16 protein-coding genes and 1 other RNA gene are annotated in these 21,039 nt (G+C 67.6%); 6 read left to right on the plus strand and 11 right to left on the minus strand.

Going from position 1 to position 21,039, the window contains the following annotated elements; translation table 11 throughout:
- Positions 1 to 17 precede the first annotated feature (17 nt).
- Positions 18 to 1,880, minus strand: coding sequence for an extracellular solute-binding protein (locus ESD82_RS05315; RefSeq protein ID WP_147428817.1), 1,863 nt, complete (start codon positions 1,878 to 1,880; stop codon positions 18 to 20).
- A gap of 205 nt (positions 1,881 to 2,085) precedes the next feature.
- A complete protein-coding gene (locus tag ESD82_RS05320) occupies positions 2,086 to 2,616 on the minus strand; it encodes a c-type cytochrome (RefSeq protein ID WP_024845203.1) in 531 nt (176 codons plus the stop codon).
- A gap of 163 nt (positions 2,617 to 2,779) precedes the next feature.
- Between ESD82_RS05320 and ESD82_RS05325 the strand changes: the two genes are divergently transcribed.
- Complete coding sequence (locus ESD82_RS05325) at positions 2,780 to 3,661, plus strand: prephenate dehydratase (protein WP_147428816.1); 882 nt, start codon at positions 2,780 to 2,782, stop codon at positions 3,659 to 3,661.
- A 15-nt stretch (positions 3,662 to 3,676) separates the two neighbouring features.
- Here the strand turns inward: ESD82_RS05325 and ESD82_RS05330 are convergent, their stop codons facing one another.
- Positions 3,677 to 4,141 (minus strand): hypothetical protein, encoded by a 465-nt coding sequence (locus tag ESD82_RS05330; RefSeq protein ID WP_147428815.1) that lies wholly within the window; start codon positions 4,139 to 4,141, stop codon positions 3,677 to 3,679.
- Positions 4,142 to 4,380: 239 nt separating this feature from the next.
- On the opposite strand from ESD82_RS05330, the gene ESD82_RS05335 reads away from it, so the two are divergent.
- Both ESD82_RS05335 and ffs read left to right on the plus strand, forming a co-directional pair.
- Positions 4,381 to 6,156, plus strand: coding sequence for a bifunctional 2',3'-cyclic-nucleotide 2'-phosphodiesterase/3'-nucleotidase (locus ESD82_RS05335; RefSeq protein ID WP_244314461.1), 1,776 nt, complete (start codon positions 4,381 to 4,383; stop codon positions 6,154 to 6,156).
- Positions 6,157 to 6,204: 48 nt separating this feature from the next.
- An RNA gene (ffs, locus tag ESD82_RS05340) (signal recognition particle sRNA small type) lies at positions 6,205 to 6,301 on the plus strand.
- A gap of 65 nt (positions 6,302 to 6,366) precedes the next feature.
- On the opposite strand, the gene ESD82_RS05345 is transcribed toward ffs, so the two are convergent.
- The 5 genes from ESD82_RS05345 to ESD82_RS05365 form a co-directional block, all read right to left on the minus strand.
- On the minus strand, positions 6,367 to 7,422 hold the full coding sequence (locus ESD82_RS05345; protein ID WP_024845199.1) for a patatin-like phospholipase family protein: 1,056 nt from the start codon (positions 7,420 to 7,422) through the stop codon (positions 6,367 to 6,369).
- A 246-nt stretch (positions 7,423 to 7,668) separates the two neighbouring features.
- Positions 7,669 to 8,796 (minus strand): peptide chain release factor 2, encoded by a 1,128-nt coding sequence (gene prfB / locus ESD82_RS05350; RefSeq protein WP_024845198.1) that lies wholly within the window; start codon positions 8,794 to 8,796, stop codon positions 7,669 to 7,671.
- 88 nt (positions 8,797 to 8,884) lie between these two features.
- On the minus strand, positions 8,885 to 11,422 hold the full coding sequence (locus ESD82_RS05355; RefSeq protein WP_147428813.1) for a penicillin-binding protein 1A: 2,538 nt from the start codon (positions 11,420 to 11,422) through the stop codon (positions 8,885 to 8,887).
- Between the two features lie 70 nt (positions 11,423 to 11,492).
- Positions 11,493 to 12,728 (minus strand): N-acetylmuramoyl-L-alanine amidase, encoded by a 1,236-nt coding sequence (locus ESD82_RS05360; RefSeq protein ID WP_147428812.1) that lies wholly within the window; start codon positions 12,726 to 12,728, stop codon positions 11,493 to 11,495.
- The gene (locus ESD82_RS05365; RefSeq protein ID WP_024845195.1) at positions 12,725 to 13,861 is read right to left on the minus strand and encodes a pyridoxal phosphate-dependent aminotransferase; all 1,137 of its coding nucleotides are present in this window, start codon (positions 13,859 to 13,861) and stop codon (positions 12,725 to 12,727) included. Before ESD82_RS05365 ends, ESD82_RS05360 begins: the two co-directional genes overlap by 4 nt.
- 135 nt (positions 13,862 to 13,996) lie before the next feature.
- Between ESD82_RS05365 and ESD82_RS05370 the strand changes: the two genes are divergently transcribed.
- Positions 13,997 to 14,749 (plus strand): DsbA family protein, encoded by a 753-nt coding sequence (locus ESD82_RS05370; RefSeq protein ID WP_074990313.1) that lies wholly within the window; start codon positions 13,997 to 13,999, stop codon positions 14,747 to 14,749.
- A gap of 89 nt (positions 14,750 to 14,838) precedes the next feature.
- Here the strand turns inward: ESD82_RS05370 and ispG are convergent, their stop codons facing one another.
- The 3 genes from ispG to hemA form a co-directional block, all read right to left on the minus strand.
- Entirely contained in the window at positions 14,839 to 15,960 is a 1,122-nt protein-coding gene (gene ispG / locus ESD82_RS05375; RefSeq protein WP_024845193.1) for a flavodoxin-dependent (E)-4-hydroxy-3-methylbut-2-enyl-diphosphate synthase, read from the minus strand.
- Between the two features lie 152 nt (positions 15,961 to 16,112).
- Positions 16,113 to 17,333, minus strand: a complete 1,221-nt coding sequence (locus tag ESD82_RS05380; RefSeq protein WP_024845192.1) for a helix-turn-helix domain-containing protein — start codon at positions 17,331 to 17,333, stop codon at positions 16,113 to 16,115.
- Between the two features lie 108 nt (positions 17,334 to 17,441).
- Complete coding sequence (gene hemA, locus ESD82_RS05385; protein WP_024845191.1) at positions 17,442 to 18,671, minus strand: 5-aminolevulinate synthase; 1,230 nt, start codon at positions 18,669 to 18,671, stop codon at positions 17,442 to 17,444.
- Positions 18,672 to 18,840: 169 nt separating this feature from the next.
- Here hemA and ESD82_RS05390 point away from each other — a divergent pair, with 169 nt between their 5' ends.
- Complete coding sequence (locus ESD82_RS05390; RefSeq protein ID WP_147428811.1) at positions 18,841 to 20,226, plus strand: M20/M25/M40 family metallo-hydrolase; 1,386 nt, start codon at positions 18,841 to 18,843, stop codon at positions 20,224 to 20,226.
- 168 nt (positions 20,227 to 20,394) lie between these two features.
- Complete coding sequence (locus tag ESD82_RS05395) at positions 20,395 to 20,970, plus strand: LysE family translocator (protein WP_147428810.1); 576 nt, start codon at positions 20,395 to 20,397, stop codon at positions 20,968 to 20,970.
- Positions 20,971 to 21,039 lie beyond the last annotated feature (69 nt).

The raw sequence follows: 21,039 nt of genomic DNA on the forward strand, positions 1-21,039 counted from the left end.
CGCCGGCCCCGCAGGGTCTAGCGCAGCGCGCCGGATTGTTTCAGCTTTGCCGCCTTATCCGCGTCATACCACCAGAAATCAAGCTCACCCAGCGCATAGGGCGGCAGGGTCTCGGGATGGCCGAAGATGTCGTAATAGGCAACGGTATACTGGGCCTTGAACCATTGCGGCACCCAGAAGCGCAGCGCCCGCAGGCTGCGGTCCAGCGCATGGGCCACGGTGATCATCTCTTCCTCGGTCTTTGCCTCGATGCCCAGCTGGATCAGCCGGTCGATGGCCGGATTGGCCAGGCCCATCGGGTTGAACACGTCGCCGACATTTTCCGAGCCGAAGGTCTGCTCGGTATCGCCGGTCAGGAAATAGCCCTGGGAGACATGATCCGTCACGATGTCGAAATCATGGCTGCGGGTGCGCGCGGTCAACTGGGCGTCGTCCACCCGCAGGTTCACCGCGTCGATGCCGATGGCCCGCAGGTTCTGCACGAAGGGGTTGATCACCCGGTCGAAGGTGGCGCTGTCGTTCAGGAACTCGACCCGCAGCACCTCGCCCTGGGCATTGCGGCGCATGCCGTCCGCGCCCGGCTTCCAGCCCGCCTCGTCCAGCAGCTGCGCCGCGCGGCGCATGTTGCGCCGGTCGAGCTGGGTCTTGCCCGAAACGGGCTGAAGCACCGCGTCGTCGGTCAGCACGCCCGGCGGCAGATCCTTGGCCAGGGGCTCCAGCAGCGCCAGCTCGGCCGGCGTGGGCTTGCCCTCGGCCATCAGCGGGCTGTTTTCCCAGGGCGAGTTCACCCGCGCGTAAAGCCCATAGAACAGCGTCTCGTTCGACCATTCGAAGTTGAACATCAGCCCGATGGCCTCGCGCACGCGGATGTCCTGGAACTTGGGACGGCGCAGGTTGAAGACCCAGCCCTGGCCGTTGGCGATGCTGCCGTCGGGCAGCGCCTCCTTTTTCACCGCGCCGGATTGCACGGCAGGGAAATCATAGCGCGTCGCCCAGTGGATCGAGCTTGCCTCGTTGCGGAAGGTATAGACGCCGGCCTTGAAGGCCTCGAAGGCGCTGTCGTAATCGCCGAAATACTCGACGCGGATGCGGTCGAAATTGTGCCGGCCGATGTTGATCGGCAGATCCTTGCCCCAATAGTCGGGATTGCGCCGCAGGGTGATCGAGCGGCCGGCATCGGCCCGGTCGAACATGTAAGGCCCCGAGCCGACGAAGGGGATGTTGCTCGACTGTTCGATGTCGCGCTTGTTCTTGCGGAAATCCTCGCGCGAGAAGACGATCTGGCCGCCGACCGACTGGATCACGTCCCGGCGCGGATAATCCGGCCGGAAGATGAACTTGATGGTGCGGTCGTCGATCACCTCGGCCTTGGCGACGATCTTGGAAATGATCGTGCGATACGAGGACAGGCCCTTGTCGCGCAGCAGTTCAAAGGAAAACAGCACGTCATGCGCGGTCAGCGGCGTGCCGTCCGAGAATTTCGCCTCGGGGCGCAGGTGGAAGATCACCCAGTCGCGGCTTTCGGGATATTCGATGGTCTCGCAGAGCAGGCAATAGGCGGTGCCGATCTCGTCGGCGACGCCTTCCATCAGCGGCTCCAGCATGGCGTTGGACAGCATGGCCGCGCGGCCGCGGTGGGTATAGGGGTTGTAGCTGTCGAAGCCGCCGCTGAACCATTCCGAAATCTCGCCGCCCTTGGGCGCATCGGGGTTCACATAGCGCAGATGCGGGAAATCGGCTGGCAGTTCGGGTTCGCCGAAGACCGCGATGCCATGCGACACGATGGTCCGGGGCTCCTGCGGCTCCTGCGCCAAGACCAGGCCGGGCAGAAGCGCCGTGAAGGCAAGCATCGGGGCATGTCGCAGGAAACGCATCGTCATCGGGTCTTGTCGATCCTTGTTCTGGTTCTGGCCTTGTTCTGGTTCTGGCCTTGCTCGAGGGCGGCGGCGCGCCCGCGGCAAGGCTAGCAGCCCTCGGGCCCGGTTCAACATGCAAATGCGTGATCCGCCGCGCGGGGCCGGGCCGCGGCAACGAAAAAGGGCGCCCCCAAGGGACGCCCCATGCCTGCCGCGCGGGCCGCGCCGCTTACTGCTGGCCCTGCAGATAGGCGATCAGGTTGGCGCGATCCTCGATCTTGGGCAGGCCGGCGAAGGACATCTTGGTGCCCTTGATCACGGTCTTGGGATTGGCGAGGAACTCTTGCAGCGCCTCGGGCGTCCAGTCGCCGCCATGCGCCTTCATCGGGTCGGAATAGTTGAAGCCATCGACGCCGGCGACCGCGCGGCCGACGACGCCGTTCAGATGCGGGCCGACGCCATCGTTGCCGTCCAGCTTGTGACAGGCCTTGCACTTGCCGAACACCTTCTCGCCCGCGGCCGCATCGGCCGAAGCCAGGACGGTGGCGAAATCCGGGCCTTCATCGGCCGCGGCGTCGTCGGCCCCGCCGGCATCCTCGACCGGGATGGTGTATGCCTGGGCGTGTTCCTCGCCCTCGGCGCCATGGCCCGAGACGCCGACGTGAAAGATGCCCGATGCCGCCCAGCTCATCAACAGCAGGAACAGAAGCGAGCCGATTAGCGCACCGGCTGCCTTGGTGACGGTCATGGTATCGAACATGTCTGCGGATCCCCTGGGCTGTCCGTGGATTTGGCCGTATCTACCCGCTTTTGTTCCACCGGTTCAAGGTGTAGTTGTCGCTGGCAAAGCACAAAACGGACCAGGAGGCCAGCCCGGCACGAGGGCAAGGCCCAGGCCGCCACCCCGAGCCAAGGTGTGATCCATGACCGACGCCCCCACCCAGAACGTGATCGCATTCCAGGGCGAACCCGGCGCCTACAGCCACCAGGCCTGCCGCTTCTATCGCCCGCAGATGGAGGCGCTGCCCTGCCGCACCTTCGAGGACACGATCGAGGCGGTGCGGGCCGGCAAGGCCGAGCTGGCGATGCTGCCGGTCGAGAACTCGACCTATGGCCGGGTGGCGGACATCCACCACCTGCTGCCCGAAACCGGGCTGCACATCATCGACGAGGGCTTCGTGCGGGTGCGCATCAGCCTGCTGGCGGTGCCCGGCACCAAGCTGTCGCAGATCAGCGAGGCAATGAGCCACCCGGTGCTGCTGGGTCAATGCCGCGGCTTCTTGCGCCGCCACGCCATCCGCAGCATCGTCGGCGCCGACACGGCCGGCTCGGCGCTGGAGGTCGCGCGCCGGGCCGAGCCGTCGCTGGCCGCGCTGGCCGCGCCGCTGGCGGGCGAGATCTACGGGCTCGAGGAACTCGCCTCGGGCATCGAGGACCGGCAGAACAACACCACCCGCTTCCTGGTCATGGCGCGCCAGCCCGATTTCAGCCGCCGCACCAATGCCCAGGGCGGCACGACGATGATGACCAGCTTCGTCTTCCGGGTGCGCAACATCCCGGCGGCGCTCTACAAGGCGCTTGGCGGCTTTGCCACCAACGGCGTCAACATGACCAAGCTGGAAAGCTACATGGTGGACGGCGTCTTCACCGCGACGCAGTTCTATGCCGACATCGAGGGCCATCCCGAGGATCCGCACGTCGCCCGCGCGCTGGAGGAACTGGACTATTTCACTTCCAGCCTGAACATCCTGGGCGTCTATCCGGCCGATCCGCTGCGCGCCGCGCAGTCGCAGGCGGCCGCGTGATAGGCAGGCCGGCCGTTAGGCAGCCTGCGCGCCCGAGGCCAGGTCGGCGATGAACTCGCCGATCCGCCGGCCGAATTTGCGGTCCAGCTGCGCCTTGCCCAGCTTGGCAGTCTGCAACATCAGCCGCGCCTTCATGCTGCGCGGACGCGCCTCGGTCTCGAAGATCATCCGCGACTTCGTCCGGGTCAGCGCCACCACGGACATGCGGATGACCAGGTCGAACTGGTCGGATGTGCCGTTGAGGACCAGCAACTCGGGCGCGTCCAGCCGCGCCACCTCGGCCGTGACTTCGCGATGGCGGCCGCGCCAGTCGAAGCCGATCAGCCAGCGCATTCCCACCCCAGGGGCGGCCAGGTCGTCGAGCCGGCGCACCGTCGCCCCGCGCCGCACCAGCATCCGCTCGATGGCGTGAAAATTGCTGGCTGCACGGAACAGGGCCTCCGCGGCCAGGTCGACATCCCGTCGGGTCGAAAACTTCATTGCTGATCCAGTCAAATCAAAGAAACCAGGCACCGCCCCGGTCATCCCATGTTGTGCCGGGGCATGCAAGTCGCCGCCCGCAAGGGCCAACAGGCCGCAGGCATGAAATACAATCCAAGGTTGCAATATGTATCAATAGACTGCATTCATGCGTCATGACTTGCATATGCTCCGTTCCCAAATCGCATTCTGGCGTCAAGTCCATTGCAGTTCGCGTCTTGGCGACGACCGATCTGCACATGCATATGCTGGGTTACGACTATTTCGCCGACCGCCCCTCGGGGCGGCTGGGGCTGTCGCGGGCAGCAGCCCTGATCGCCCGAGCACGCCAGACGGCACGCAATTGCCTGCTGTTCGACAATGGCGACGGGCTGCAAGGCAGCCCGATGGGCGACTACCTGGCCGAGATGGACGACATCGGCGCCCGCCAGCCGCATCCGGCCATCGCGGCGATGAACGCGCTCGGCTATGACGCGGCGACCATCGGCAACCACGATTTCAGCTTCGGCCTGGGCTTTCTGCGCCGCACGCTGGAGGGCGCCGAGTTTCCCGTCGTCTCGACCAACCTGCGCCCGCACCATCCCCTGCCGGTGCAGGCCCATGCCCTGCTGACGCGGCAGTTCCACGACGACCAGGGCCGGACGCATGCGCTGCGCATCGGCGTGCTGGGCTTTCTGCCGCCGCAGACCGTGGAATGGGAACGCGGGCTGAAGGCCGAGATCGAGGTTCAGGACATCCTGCTGGCCGCCCGCACCGGCATCGCGGCCCTGCGCGAACAGGGCGCGGAACTGATCGTGGCGCTGGCGCATAGCGGCATCGGCGCGCTCGCCCCGGCGCCGATGATGGAGAACGCGGCCACCGCGCTGGCCGCCCTGCCCGGCATCGACGTGGTGATCGCCGGCCATACGCATCGGGTGTTCCCCTCGGCCGACCACCCGCAGGGGCCGGGGATCGACGCCCGCCGCGGCACGCTGGCCGGCAAGCCCGCGGTCATGCCCGGTTTCTGGGGCTCGCATCTGGGGGTGATCGACCTGCGGCTGGAGCCGCTGGCCCAGGGCTGGCGCATCGCCGATTTCACCTGCCGCGCCGAGCCGGTCGGCGCCGACGAGGATCACCCCGCCGTCACCGGCCCGGCCCTGTCCGCCCATCGCCAGACCCTGCGGCATTTCCGCCGCCGGATCGGCCGCACCGAGCGGCCGCTGAGCAGCTATTTCTCGCTGATCGGCGAGGATCCCGGCCTGCGGCTGGTGGCCATGGCGCAACGCTGGCACGTGCGGCGCGCCCTGCGCGGCACGCGCTGGCAGGATCTGCCGATCCTGTCGGCGGTCGCACCGTTCCGCGCCGGCGGCCGCGGCGGGCCGCAGCATTACACCGACGTCCCGGCCGGGCGGCTGACGCTGCGCAACATCGCCGATCTCTATCTGTTTCCGAACCGGATCTGCGCCATCCGCCTGACCGGGGCCGAGCTGTGCGAATGGCTGGAACGCTCCGCCAGCATGTTCCTGCGCATCGAGCCGGGCAAGCCGGACCAGCCGCTGATCGACCCCGAGTTTCCCAGCTACAATTTCGACATCATCGACGGGCTGGGCTGGCAGATCGACCTGAGCCGCCCGCCGCGCTACGCGCCCGACGGAAAGCTGGCCCATCCCGATTCGCACCGCATCTGCGCTCTGACCCACCGCATGCGCCCGGTCGCGCCGGACCAGCCCTTCATCTTGGTGACGAACAGCTACCGGCTGTCGGACAGCGGGCTTTTCGCCCCGGTGGCGGCGGGACGGCCGGTGCTGCTGGACAGCTCCTGCCCCACCCGCGAGGTGCTGCGCCGCTACGTGGCGCAACGCCGGGTGCTGGCCCCCAACCCCCGCGCCGGCTGGAGCTTTCGCCCCCTGCCCGGCACCTCGGTCCTGTTCGAGACCGGGCCTGCGGCGGCGGGGCATCTCGACGGGCTTTCCACCCCGGTCGAGCCGGCCGGAATCGCCCCCGACGGCTTCCTGCGCCTGCGCCTGCACCTGTAGGCGGCCAAGCCGCTTGCATCCCGCCGCGCGCGCGCCTATCTAGGCGGCGAGAGGTTGGCGCGGGCAGGCGCCTCGCCAACCCGGTCAGGTCCGGAAGGAAGCAGCCGTAACGAGTCCCGCTTGGGTCGCTGTCCAGCCTCTCACCCAGATTTCCCGACGATGGCAAGGATCGTGCCCGCATATCCGCGGTCGACCGGCACCGATGCCGGGCTATCGGCGGCCGAAAAGCTGCGCCAGGTCATAGGAATCACGTGCGCCGATATTGGCCGCATCCTTGTCCAGGAATCGCTCGGCGGCCTCGACCCCGGCATCATGCATGCGCTGCAACAGGCCGGGATTCGGCAGCAGCTTGGTCCGGGCGCTCAGCGAGTTCATCAGATCCTCGTCCATGATCGCATGCAGCAGCACGTTCTTCATCGGCCGCCCGGTCAGCCGCTCCTCGGCATGCAGCCGCTTGACGAAATTGATCGCCCGCAGCTCGGCCAGAAGCGCCGCGTTGAAGCTGATCTCATTCACCCGGTCCTGGATCGCGGCCGGGGTCTTGGGGATCGCCTCGCGCAGCATCGGGTTGATGTTGACGATGACGATGTCGCGCGGCAGGTCGCCGCGATACAGCGGGAACAGCGCCGGGTTGCCGGAATAGCCGCCGTCCCAATAGGCCTCGCGCCTTCCGGTCAGCGGATCGTCGATCTCGACGGCGCGGAACAGCTCGGGCAGGCAGGCCGAGGCCAGCACCGTCTCGACCGTCACCTCGGCCCCGCCAAAGACCCGCACCAGCCCGGTGCGCACATTGGTCGCAGTAACGAAAAGCGCCGGCCCCTCCTCGCGCCCCAACCGGGGATGCGGCATCTCGCGCAGGATGGCGGCCAGCGGGTTGGTATAGAACGGCCCCGAATCATAGGGGCTGAACACTCGCGTCAGCGATTCCATCCATGCCACGGGCGAGAAAAGCTCGGTCAGCCGCTGCCAGGCGCGCGGCACCGGGAACATGGAATGCAGCCAGCGCACCACCGAATTGTCGCTGACCTGCCCCACCTGCGACCAGATATGGGCCAGGTTCTGCCGCGCCGCCTCGCGCCCGCGCCGGCCCGGCCCGCAGGACAGGCCCGCCGCCAGGGCCGCCCCGTTCAGCGCCCCGGCCGAGGTGCCGCTGATGCCGCGGATCTCGATGTCCGGCTCGTCCAGCAACCGGTCCAGCACGCCCCAGGCGAATGCGCCATGCGCACCGCCGCCCTGCAGCGCCAGATTGATCCGCTTCACGTCCATGCCGCGCCCCTGTCGATCCAGACCGCCCGCAGGCTAACCCGGCGCCACGCGACACAAAACCCCGCACCCCGCGCCCGGCCTCTGCGCATTTCTTCGTTCCCCAAATACCCATGCGGCCGTGTCAGCGTCGCCCGTGCATGGGTATTTGAGGAACAGAGAAGACGCTCGTACAGCGCCCCGCACCCGCGCGGCGCCTGTTTCACCGTTTCCCCAATACTCATGCGGCCGCGCAACGGGCGCGGCGGATCAGTCCTCGGCCTGCGCCTCGGCCCGGCTCTTGCCCGCCACGTCCAGCGCCAGCGTCGCGGCCATGAAGGCATCCAGGTCGCCGTCCAGCACGCCCTGCGTGTCCGAGGTCTCGTGCCCGGTGCGCAGATCCTTCACCATCTGATAGGGATGCAGCACGTATGAGCGGATCTGGTTGCCCCAGCCGGCATCGCCCTTGGCCTCGTGCTGGGCGTTGATCGCGGCATTGCGCTTGTCCAGTTCCAGCTGATACAGCCGCGCCTTCAGCGCCGCCATGGCGTTGGCGCGGTTCTGGTGCTGCGATTTTTCCGAGCTGGTCACGACGATGCCGGTCGGCAAGTGGGTGATGCGCACCGCCGAATCGGTGGTGTTGACGTGCTGCCCCCCCGCGCCGGACGACCGATAGGTGTCGATCCTGATCTCATTGTCGGGGATGGTGATCTCGATATTGTCATCCACCACCGGATAGACCCAGACCGAGGAAAACGAGGTATGCCGCCGCGCCGCCGAATCATAGGGCGAGATGCGCACCAGCCGATGCACGCCCGATTCCGACTTCAGCCAGCCATAGGCGTTCGGCCCCGAGATCTTGTAGGCGGCGGAACGGATGCCCGCCTCCTCGCCCGGCGTCTCGGACAGAAGCTCGACATTATAGCCCTTCTTCTCGGCCCAGCGGACATACATGCGCGCGAGCATGCTGGCCCAGTCGGCGCTTTCCGTGCCGCCGGCGCCGGCATTGATCTCCAGGAAGGTGTCGTTGCCGTCGGCTTCGCCGTTCAGCAGCGCCTCCAGTTCCTTCTGCGCCGCGAGTTCGGCCAGCGACTTCAGCGCGCCCTCGGCATCGGCGACGATCTCGGCATCGCCCTCGGCCTCGCCCAGTTCGATCAGCTCGGCATTGTCCTTGAGCTCGGTGTCGATGCGGCGATAGGTCTCGACCGCGTCGGACAGCATCTGCCGGTCGCGCATCAATTTCTGGGCGCGGGCCGGGTCGGACCAGATGTCGCCCGCCTCGATCATGGCGTTCAGCTCTTCCAGCCGGTGCGGCGCGGTTTCCCAGTCCATGCGCTGGCCGAGCAGTTTCAGCGATTTGCGGATCGCCTCGATGGTGGCTTGGGTTTCGGCGCGCATGGGCACTCTCTGGGTTCGGATTTCGGTCAGGGCAGGACAAATAGCGCGGGCGGCGGGCGGCGGCAAGCACCCGCCCGGCAAAGCGCCTTCAATACAGCCCGCCCGAGGACAGGGTGCCGAAATCGGCCTTTTTCGGGATCACCTTCTTCTTGCCGGTCGAGGTCGTCACCGCCTGGCCGCCGTCGCGGCCCTGGGTGAACAGCGGCAAGGTGCCCGGATCGGCGCGGCCGAAGCCACCGTCGACCAGCACCAGCCCGGTCAGATCCTGGCCGTCGCGGAAATATTCGGCGATGACGTTGTCGCCCTTGGCATCCGGGCCCAGGATCGCGCCGCTGAAGCGGTCGATATTGACGAAATGCCCGCCCGGCGGAACCTTGAAGGCGGTGCCGCCGAATTCCTTGACCGCCTCCTGCATGAACTCGTTGAAGACCGGCACGCAAAGCGTTCCGCCATAGGCGTTGGCGCCCAGCGTGCGCGGCTGGTCATAGCCCAGGTAGCAGCCGGCAACGATGTTCGAGGTAAAGCCGATGAACCACACGTCCTTGGCATCGTTGGTTGTGCCGGTCTTGCCGGCGACCGGCACCGGCAGGTTCACCCCGCGCCCCGAGCCGCGTTTCACCACGCCCTCAAGCATCGAGGTCAGCTGATAGGCGGTGATCGCGTCCATCACCCGCTCGCGGTTCGAACGGATCTCGGGCGCGGCGCCGGCGGGCAGGGTCGGCTGGCCGCAGGTCACGCAGTCGCGGCGGTCGTGGCGATAGATGGTGCGGCCGCGGCGGTCCTGCACGCGGTCGACCAGCGTGGGTTCCACCCGCTCGCCGCCATTGGCGAACATGGCATAGGCGGCGACCATCTTGAACAGCGTCGTTTCCTGTGCGCCGAGGCTGTTCGCCAGGAAATGGCCGAGATGGTCGTAGACGCCGAATTTCTCGGCATATTTCGCCACCGTATCCATGCCGATGCCCTGGGCGATGCGGATGGTCATCAGGTTGCGGGACTGCTCGATCCCGGTGCGCATCGGTGTCGGGCCGTAGAACTTGCCGCTGGCGTTCTTGGGCGTCCACAGCCCCTGCGGCGTGTTCACGGTGATCGGCTCGTCAACCACGATGGTCGCCGGGTTGAAGCCCGAATCCAGTGCCGCCGCATAGACGAAGGGCTTGAAGCTGGAGCCCGGCTGGCGCTGCGCCTGGGTGGCGCGGTTGAAGACCGAGCTTTGATAGGAAAAGCCGCCCTGCATGGCGATGACCCGGCCGGTGTTCACGTCCATGGCCATGAAGCCGCCCTGCACCTCGGGCACCTGGCGCAGGGTCCAGCGGATGAAGCTGCCGTCGCTGTCGCTGGTCATGCGACGCACCAGCACCACGTCGCCCACATCCAGCAGGTCCGAGGCCACCTGGGCCTTGGGCGCCAGCGTGCCGTCGGCGCGCCGCTTCCTGGCCCATTGCACGTCCTTGGCCGGGATTGTCGCCGTACCTTCCTGGTCCTCGATGCCGATGGTGGCGTCGCTCTCTCCCAGCGCCAGCACCACGGCCGGGAACCAGCCCTCGATGTCGCGCGGCACGGCGGCATCGGAGAGCGCGGCGCGCCATGCCTGCTCGTCGCCCAGCTGCTCGGCCGGGATCGTAAGCCGGGTGCCGCGCCAGACGCCGCGACCGCGGTCGTATTTCTCCAGCGCCTGCTGCAGCGCATGCGCGGCGACCTGTTGCAGCTTGGGATCGACCGTCGCCCGGATCGCCAGCCCGCCGCCGAAGAACTCCTCGGCGCCGAATTGCGCCGAAAGCTGGCGGCGGATCTCGTCGGTGAAATAGTCGCGCGGCGGCAATTGCTGCTGGAAGGCGGGGAAATCGCCGTTCTGCACCGAACGCAGCGACTGCCTGGCCTCGGCCTCGTAGGTGGCCTGGTCGATATAGCCGTTCTGCCACATCTCGCGCAGCACATAGTCGCGCCGCTCGGTCAGCGCCTCTCTGGCGCGGACCGGGTGATAGCGGCCCGGCGCCTTGGGCATGGCGGCCAGCGTCGCCGCCTCATGCGGCGCGAGTTCGGTCAGCGGCTTGTTGAAATAGCTTTGCGCCGCCGCGGCCACGCCGAAGCTGTTCTGGCCCAGGAAGATCTCGTTGAGGTAAAGCTCAAGGATCTGGTCCTTGCTCAGCGTCGATTCCAGCCGGGTGGCCAGGATCAGCTCCTTGATCTTGCGCTCGATGCTGCGGTCGCTGGACAGCAGGAAGTTCTTCATCACCTGCTGGGTGATGGTCGAGGCGCCGCGCAGGTTGCGCCCGCCCGAACTGATCGCATCCAGCGCCGCCTTGCCCATGCCCATCGGGTCGAAGCCGTGATGGCTGTAGAAATGCTTGTCCTCGGCGCTGATGAAGGCCTGCTTCACCAGCGGCGGGATCTCGTCGATGGGCACGAAGATGCGGCGTTCCTCGGCGAACTCGTCGATCAGCCGCCCTTCGGCGGAATAGATCCGGCTGATGGTCTTGGGCGCGTATTGCGCCAATTGTTCATGGCTGGGCAGGTCGCGCGAATACATCCAGAACACCGCCCCGACCGTCAGGGCGATGAAGAAGACCGCGGTCACGAGCCAGGAAAAGATCGCACCGATGAAAGACAGCAGGAAGCGCAGCAATGGGCAAGCCTCTGGGGATAACCTGCGCCTCTATAGACAGCGAGGCCGCGCCCGTCAAAGCAACCTTGCGCTACTTGCGCAGCAGGGCGGCGCGGGCGGCATCGTCCTGCGCCCAAAGCCCGATGGCCTGCGCCAGCGCCTGGGCGGTCTGCGCGCGCCATTCGGGGTCGAACAGGTTGGCGCGGTCGCCCGGATCGGTCAGGAAGCCCAGCTCGACCAGCACCGAGGGGATGTCGGGCGATTTCAGCACCGAAAATGCCGCGCCGCGCACCGGCCGGCGATGCATGGCGATGCCCGCCCGGTTCAGTTCGGAGACTGCGAATTTGGCAAAGGCTTCCGAGCGCGGATGCGTCTCGGTCCGCGCCAGGTCCATCAGCACGTCGGCGACCTGGTCGTCGGTCCCCGACAGGTCCAGCCCGGCCAGCAGGTCGGCCCGGTCGTGGCGCATCGCCAGTTCGCGCGTGGCGCGGTCGTCGGCCTGCGGATTCCAGACATAGATCGACAGCCCCGCCGCCTCGCCCGCCGGCAACGCATCGGCATGCAGCGAGATGAACAGGTCCGCCCGCTCGGCGCGGGCAATGGTCATGCGCTGTTCCAGCGGAATGAAGCTGTCGTCCTTGCGGGTGGCGATGACCTCGAAACCGGCGGCGGTCAGGATCTCGGTCAACTCGCGGGCAAAGCCCAGCATCAGCGCCGCCTCGCTGATCGCGCCGACCTGGGCGCCGGGGTCGTGGCCGCCATGGCCGGGATCCAGCGCCACGCGCAGGGGCCGCGTGCCCGCGCGTCGCGGCGGCAACGAGGCCACGGCCGCCGGCTGCGGCAAGTCCCACAGCGCCGAAAGCGCATTGCCGCGGGTGGCGAAATCCTCGGGCTTGACCGGCTCCATGCGCAGCCTGACCAGCGCCCCCTTGGCACCGCCCTCGGCCGGACCTTGCACCGCCAGCCGCAGGGCATAGGGTCCGGGCAGCTCCATCACCAGCCGCGACCAGCCGGCACGAAAGCGGCCCCAGCGCAGCGCCGGCACCAGTTCGCGGCCAGGCATTGCGTCGGCATCGGCGCCGGAAAAATCGATCTCGCGGAAATCCACCACCAGCCGCGGCGGCCCGTCGAGGAAATAGACCCGGTAGGGCACCGGCCGGCTGATCGTCAGCCGCAGTTCCATCGGCCGCGGCTTGCCGCGGTCGCGCCCCTCGGCCATCAGAGAGGATTGCGCCAGATCGACCGTCGCAGGTGCCGGGCGCGCGCCGTCATCGGCCAGCGCAGGCAGCGCCAGCCAGACCAGCAACAAGGCCCAGAGCCATCTCATCGTGCGGCCATGAAGGCCGCCAGCCGGTCCAGCCCCTCGGCGATCTCGGCCGGCCCCGCGGCATAGCTGAAGCGCAGGGTCCGCGCGCCGCGACGCGGATCGAAATCCAGCCCCGGCGTTACCGCCACGCCCGCTTTTTCAAGGATTTCCGCGGCGAAGCTCAGGCTGTCCGTGGTCAGGTCCGACACGTCGGCATAGATGTAGAAGGCGCCCTCGGGCGGGGCGATGCGGTCGAATCCCATCTTCGGCAGCCGGTCCAGCATCAGCCGGCGGTTCTCGGCATAGACGGCCAGGTTCGCCTCGGCCTCCTCCACGCAATCCAGCGCCGCCAGCGCCGCGACCTGGCTGGCATGCGGCGGGCAGATGAACATGTTCTGCGCGATGCGCTCGACGGTGCGGATCATGCTGTCCGGCACCACCATCCAGCCGACGCGCCAGCCGGTCATGCTGAAATATTTCGAGAAGCTGTTGATGACGAATACCTCGTCCGTGACCTCCAGCGCGGAATGGAAGCCGGCGCCGTAATCGAGCCCGTGATAGATCTCGTCCGAGATCACGCTCATGCCCAGTTCCGCCGCCCGCGCGGTCAGCGCCGCCAGTTCCTCGCGCCGCAGCACCGTACCGGATGGGTTGCCCGGCGAGGCCAGGATCAGCCCCTGCGCATCCGCCGGCAGGTCGTCGGGACGCGGCTGATAGCGGTCCTCGGCCCGGGTCTGGATGCCCACCGGCTCCAGCGACATGGCGCGCAGGATCTGGCGATAGCTGGGATAGCCCGGCTCGCCCAAGGCCACCCGCTCACCCGCATCGAAAAGCGCCGAGAAGGCCAGGATGAAGGCGCCCGAGGAGCCCGGCGTCACCACCACACGGGCCGGGTCGAGGTCGAGCCCGTACCAGCGCCGGTAAAGCCCGGCGATGCCCCGGCGCAGTTCCGGCAGCCCGAGCGCCACCGTATAGCCCAGCGGCCGGTCCAGCGCCGCCGCCAGCGCCCGGCGCGCCCCCTCGGGCGCGGGGGTCGAGGGCTGGCCGACCTCCATGTGGATGATGCGGCGGCCTCCGGCCTCGGCCTTGCGGGCGGCCTCCATCACATCCATGACGATGAAGGGATCCACCTGCCCGCGACGGGATTGTCTCATGTCAGCCTGCCTCGTGGTTTTTGCCGGGTATCGGGCCTGCGGACGGCCCGGTCAAGCCCGCGTGATGCCCCGGCCGGCCGCTTGCAACACCGCGCGCAAGCGGTCAAGTTGCCGGGAACCGGAGAGGATTGTTCCATGAAAGCCCTTGTGACCGCCGCGCTGATCAGCGCCACCGCCCTGCCCGCCCTGGCCTTCGACCCGGCCAATATGACCGAGGCCGAGAAGGCCGCCTTCGGCGAGGCGGTGCGCGACTACCTGATGGCCAATCCGGACGTGCTGATCGAATCGATCAACGTGCTGGAGGAACGCCGCCTTGCCGACGAGGCCAGGAACGACGAACTGCTGGTCGAGAACAATCGCACGGCGATCTTCGACGACGGCCACAGCTGGGTCGGCGGCAATCCCGAGGGCGACGTGACCCTGGTCGAGTTCGTCGATTACCGCTGCGGCGTCTGCAAGCGGGTCAGCCCGGACGTGGAAAAGCTGATCTCGGCCGATGGCAACATCCGCTGGATCGTCAAGGAATTCCCGATCCTGACCCAGGAAAGCGACATGGCCGCGCGCTTTGCCGTCGCGGTGCAGCAGGAGGCGGGGCCCGATGCCTACAAGCAGGCGCATGACGCGCTGATGGAATCGCGCGGGCCGGTGAACCTGGAAAGCCTGACCAAGCTGGCCGGAGACCTGGAGCTGGACAGCCAGGCGGTGCTGAACCGGATGAACACCGAGGAGGTCTCGGCCGTGCTGCGCAAGAACCACCAGCTGGCCGAGCAGATGCGGATCATGGGCACCCCCACCTTCATCATCGGCGGCGAGATGCTGCGCGGCATGCCCACCGAGGGGCTGGAGGGCGCGATTGCCCGCGCACGCGCGGCCAAGGCCGAGGGCTGAGGCTGCGCCGCCTGGGCGGGTTGCGCGGGCGGAATGGGTATTTGAGGAACGAAGAAGCACGGGGCGGCTCGCGAGGGCCGCCCTTTCGCCTATTCGGCGGCGGCTTGCGCGGCCTCGAGTTCGGCGGCGCGTTTCTCGACCAGTTCGACGATATGGTCGACCATCTGCTCGTTGGTCATCTTGTGGTCCTGCTTGCCGGCCAGATAGACCATGCCGGAACCCGCGCCGCCGCCGGTGAAGCCGATATCGGTCATCAGCGCCTCGCCCGGCCCGTTCACCACGCAGCCGATGATCGACAGGCTCATCGGCGTCTTGATATGTTCGAGGCGCTTTTCCAGGGTCTCGACCGTCCTGATCACGTCGAAGCCCTGGCGCGCGCAGCTGGGGCAGGAGATGATCTGCACGCCACGGGTGCGCAGGCCCAGGGATTTCAGGATCTCGAACCCGACCTTGACCTCCTCGACCGGATCGGCCGAGAGGCTGACCCGGATGGTGTCGCCGATGCCCATCCACAGAAGGTTGCCCAGGCCGATGGCGGATTTCACCGTGCCCGACACCAGCCCGCCCGCCTCGGTGATGCCCAGGTGGATCGGCGCGTCGGTCGCCTCGGCCAGCTGCTGATAGGCGGCGGCGGCGAGGAAGACATCGCTGGCCTTCACGCTGATCTTGAATTCGTGGAAATCGTTGTCCTGCAGGATCCTGATGTGGTCGAGGCCGGATTCCACCATCGCATCCGGGCAGGGCTCGCCGTATTTTTCCAGCAGGTGCCGTTCCAGGCTGCCGGCATTCACGCCGATGCGGATCGAGCAGCCATGGTCGCGGGCGGCCTTGATCACCTCGCGCACGCGGGCAGCGTCGCCGATATTGCCGGGATTGATGCGCAGGCAGGCGGCGCCGGCCTCGGCGGCCTCGATGGCGCGGCGGTAGTGGAAATGGATATCGGCCACGATCGGCACCGGGCTTTCGCGGCAGATCTCGCGCAGGGCGCGGGTCGAGGCTTCGTCGGGGGTCGAGACGCGGACGATGTCGGCGCCGACGTCGGCGGCGCGGATGATCTGGTCCAGCGTCGCGCGCACGTCCGAGGTGTCGGTATTGGTCATGGTCTGCACGCTGATCGGCGCGTCGCCCCCGACCGGCACGTTGCCGACCATGATCCGGCGCGACTTGCGCCGGTCGATATTGCGCCAGGGGCGGATCGGATTATGCGACATGGCTGGTGCCTTTTCCTGCGCCAGGGGCGGCTTCACCCGTCAGAAATAGGCCGATCCGGCCAGACGGGCAAGCCATCCGGTCCCGGTCAGGCGCGCGATGCCGCATCCGTGACCCCGGATTCATGCTCCGGCGGCCATGACCCGGCGCCCGGTCAATCCTGCGCGGGGGCCTGTTCCGGCGGCTCGGCCGATGCCAGGGCGACCATTTCGGCCAGCTGCGGATCCTTGCTGAGATCGGCAAAGGCATATTGCGCCGTCAGCGCCGTCGGCGAAAGCTCGACATTCTTGACCACCTTGGCGCCGGGTGCGGCCGGGCCGTAGGTGCGGCCGTTGACCGCGAAATAGACCGCGCCGGAATTACCGGCGCGCAGCACCGGCGGCGCCTCGAGCTTGGGCAGGGCGAAACGCTCGCCCGCGTCCATGGTCTTTTCCAGCAGCACCGTGCCGTCGGCCGAGGTGACGCGCACCCAGGCGGGACGGGCGGCAAGGATCTCGATCTCGGGCGCATCGGGGGCAACGGTGCGCACAGCCGCCTGTTCGGGCGGCATCTGCGGGCCATAGACCCGGTCGTGGACCGCGGCGCTGCGGGTCGCAGGCACGGCGCCTTCCGGCTTGGGCGTGGAGGTGTCCAGCCGCGGGTCGATGGCGGCGATGGGCCCGTCGCGGGCGACCAGCACGGGCAGTTCCAGCGCCTGCGGCCGGTAGGTACGGTCCAGCCCCTCGGGGCGCGGCAGGTTGACCTGGGCCGATTCGACGGTTTCGGGCTCGGCCGCCTCCTGCACCGGGTCCAGCGCGGCGATCACGCCGGGCGCCTGCTCGCCGGGGGTCAGGTTGACCTTCTGCACCTCTTGCAGCACGGCCCAGCCGCCATAGCCCAACCCGCAGGCCAGCACGACCATGACCAGCAGCGAGCCGATGGCCCGCGGCTCGATCGAGCTCCAGATGCTTTCCTGCCGGGGCAGGAAGATCGGATGCGGATTGGCCAGCGCCTCGGCCGGGTCCGAGGGGCGGCGCTGCGGCTTCGGCCCGGCGGCGGCGGGGGCCATGCCATGCGTGGGCTGGAAACCCGATTCCTGGCAGAAGCGGCGGAAGGTCCAATCGGCATCCATGCCGAGATAGCGGGCATAAGAACGCACGTAGCCGGCGATGAAGCTCGGCGTGTCGAAGGCGGAAATGTCGCAATTCTCGATGGCGGCGACATAGGAGGCGCGAATGCGCAATTCGCGCTGGACATCCAGCAGCGACTTGCCCAGCGTGGCCCGTTCGCCCCGCATCAGATCTCCGAGACGAATGTCAGGATCGTCGAAACCGGGCGGCAAGGCCGCCGGCTCCTCATGGCCATTGGACGGGGGGTTCCCCCTTAGCCCGATCATTGCGCCTGCCCCATACTTTGCTGCTCGTCCCCGCGAATCGGAAGACTCTCAGAACTTGATTAAAGCAAGGTTATCACGGGCGCGAGAGGTCTTCACCCCGAAACCGTCTCAGGCAGCCGAAGTTGAACGGTTCAGTTTGCACTGCGACCAGAGGCTGTCCATGGCCTTCACCAGGTGGTCGATCTGCTTGGGGTCATGCACCGGCGAGGGCGTGAAGCGCAGCCGTTCCGTGCCGCGCGGCACGGTCGGGAAGTTGATCGGCTGCACATAGATGCCGAAATCGGCCAGCAGCATGTCGGACAGCGCCTTGCAATGCACCGGGTTGCCGACATGCACCGGCACGATATGGCTGCCATGGTCCATGATCGGCATGCCCAGCCCGCGCAGCCGCATCTTCAGGATGCGGGCGTTCAGCTGCTGCTGGTCGCGCAGCAACTGCCCCTCGGCCGTCTTGAGGAAGGCGATCGAGGCCGCGGCGCCCGCCGCCACCGCCGGCGGCAGCGAAGTGGTGAAGATGAAGCCCGGCGCATAGGAGCGGATCGCGTCCACCATCTTGGCCGAGGCGGCAATATAACCGCCGAAGACGCCGAAAGCCTTTCCCAGCGTGCCGTTGAAGATGTCAATGCGATGGCTCAGCCCGTCGCGCTCGGCCACGCCGCCGCCGCGGGGGCCATACATGCCGACGGCATGGACCTCGTCCAGATAGGTCAGGGCGTTGAACTCGTCCGCGAGGTCGCAGATCGCGGCGATGGGGCCGAAATCGCCATCCATGGAATAGATCGACTCGAAGGCGATCAGCTTGGGCGCCTCGGGATCGTCGGCCTCCAGCAGCTCGCGCAGATGCGCCACGTCGTTGTGGCGGAAGATGCGCTTGGCGCCATCGAAACGCTTGATCCCCTCGATCATCGAGGCGTGGTTCAGCTCGTCCGAATAGATGATGAGGCCGGGAAACAGCTTGCGCAGGGTCGAGAGCGTCGCGTCATTGGCGGTATAGGCGCTGGAAAAGACCAGCGCGGCCTCTTTCCCGTGCAGATCGGCCAGTTCCCCTTCCAGGCGCTTGTGATAGACGGTGGTGCCCGAGATGTTGCGCGTGCCGCCGGAACCCGCCCCCGTGGCATCCAGCGCCTCGTGCATCGCCGCCAGCACCACCGGATGCTGGCCCATGCCCAGGTAGTCGTTCCCGCACCATACGGTGATCTGGGTCTCGGTCCCGTCGGGACGGGTCCAGACCGCCTGCGGATAGGCCCCCTTGCGGCGCTCGATGTCGATGAAGGTGCGATAACGACCCTCTTCGTGCAGCTTGCCGATGGCCTGATCGAGGGCGGCTGAATAGTCCATCACGGATCCCTTGCCTTGCTTGAACTTGCTCGCTTGGGGGATCATGCTGCGATCCCGCGGGTCATACCTTGATACGCATCAAGCCAGAGAAAATACAGCGTAAAAATGTCGCACCCATACCAAGATGACAGGCATTTTCTCTGATAAAATCAATCAGGAAAGGCGAAGGATGACGGACAATTCCAGAATCGGCGAAGTACTTTCAACGCTGGACGCGGGGCTGCCCCAGGCGCTCGACCGGCTGATGGAATTTCTTCGCATTCCCTCGGTCTCGACCGACCCGGCCTATGCGGCCGAGGTGCGGCGGGCGGCGGAGTGGCTTTGCGCCGAACTGACCTCGCTGGGCTTCCAGGCCGCGTTGCGCGACACGCCCGGCCATCCGATGGTGGTCGCGCATTCGCCCAAGGGCACGCGGCGGCCCTTGCTGTTCTATGGCCATTACGACGTGCAGCCGGTCGATCCGCTGGAACTGTGGCACCATCCCCCCTTCGAGCCCCGCATCGAGCATACGCCCCAGGGCAGGGTGATCCGCGGCCGCGGCGCCTCGGACGACAAGGGCCAGCTGATGACCTTCATCGAGGCGTTCCGGGCCTGGAAGGCCGTGCATGGCAGCCTGCCCTCGGACCTGGTGCTGCTGTTCGAGGGCGAGGAGGAATCCGGCTCGCCCAGCCTGCGCCCCTTCCTGCGCGAGAATGCCGGGGAATTGCGCGCCGGCATCGCCATGATCTGCGACACCGGGCTTTATGCCGACGGCCGCCCGGCCATCACCACCCAGCTGCGCGGGCTTTGCGGCGAGGAGATCGTGATCCGCGCCGCGGACCGCGACCTGCATTCCGGCAGCTTCGGCGGGCTGGCGGCGAACCCGGTCCAGATCCTTGTCAACGCGCTTGCGACGGTCAAGGACGCCAGCGGCCGCGTCACCCTGCCCGGCTTCTACGAGGGCGTCGAGGAACTGTCCCCGGAACTGCGCGCCGACTGGGACGCGCTCGGCTTCGACCCGGCCGAGTTCCTGGCGCGCGTCGGGCTGAAGCATCCGGTCGGCGAGACGGGCCGCACCGGGCTGGAGATGGTCTGGAACCGCCCCACCTTCGAGATCAACGGCATCACCGGCGGCTATACCAGCGAGGGTTTCAAGACCGTCCTGCCGGCCGAGGCCCGCGCCAAGGTCAGCTTCCGCCTGACCGGCACCCAGGATCCCGACCGCATCCGCGAGACCTTCCGCGCCCATGTCCGCGCCCATGTGCCCGAGGATTGCACCGTCGAGTTCCATGGCCATGGAGCAAGCCCGGCCAGCCGCATGGACATCTCGGACCCGGCCTTCGCCGCGGCCAAGGCGGCGCTGAGCCAGGAATGGGGCCGCGAGGCCGCCTATATCGGCGCCGGCGGCTCGATCCCCATCGCCGGGGATTTCAAGGAGATCCTGGGCATGGACTCCATGCTGATCGGCTTTGCCCGCGACGACGACCGCATCCATTCCCCGAACGAGAAATACGACCTCGACAGCTTTGCCAGGGGCGCGCGCAGCTGGGCGCGCATCCTGGCCGCCCTGGGCTGAGAGGAGACCGGGGACGGCGGCCCGGCCGGGTCGCCTCCCTCGGCGCGGCGGCAGCGGCGAAAAAGGGGCCGAGACCGGATCCTTGGCTTGCGCCCGTGACCCAGATCAATTCATGGGGGCAAGCGCCGTGATAGGGCGCGGGCAGCATTGAAAGGACAGGCATCCAACATGACCACGGCTGCATTCGTTTCGACGGTTCTGGCGCTGCTGCTGGCGCCGGGGCCGACGAATACGTTGATGGGAATCGCGGGGGCGCAGCGTGGCCTGGCCCGCGTCGCGCGCCTGCTGCCGGCAGAGCTGGCAGGCTACCTGACCGCCATCCTGCCGCTGGCCTTCCTGGGCGCGGGGCTGCTTGAACAGATGCCGGCCCTGGCGGTCGGGCTGAAACTGGCGGCGGCCGGCTGGATCATGGTTCTGGCGACGGCCCTGTGGCGGGCGCCGGGCAGCGATGGAGAAAGCCGGGACATCGGCGCCCGGCGGATCTATGTGACCACCGTCCTGAACCCCAAGGCGCTGATCCTTGGCCTTGTCCTGCTGCCCGCGCCGCAGGATCCGGCTTTCGCGACGCGGCTGGGGATGTTCTGCCTGATGGTGATCGGCGCGGCCCTGGCCTGGGGCTGCGCCGGGATCCTGGCGCAGGCGGGAAACGGCGGCCGGGAACGGCTGCAGGGCGTCCAGCGCGTCGCCTCGGTCTGGCTTGCATTCGTCTCGATTTCGCTGGTGTTCGGCCTCATCCGCGTCTGATGCCCGGCGGTGCTGTCCCGCGGGGCTCCGCCTCGGCTCCGGGGCGGCAGGCAGCCTCGGCGCGGACCC

It is taken from the genome of Paracoccus pantotrophus (assembly GCF_008824185.1).
Lineage (GTDB): Bacteria > Pseudomonadota > Alphaproteobacteria > Rhodobacterales > Rhodobacteraceae > Paracoccus > Paracoccus pantotrophus.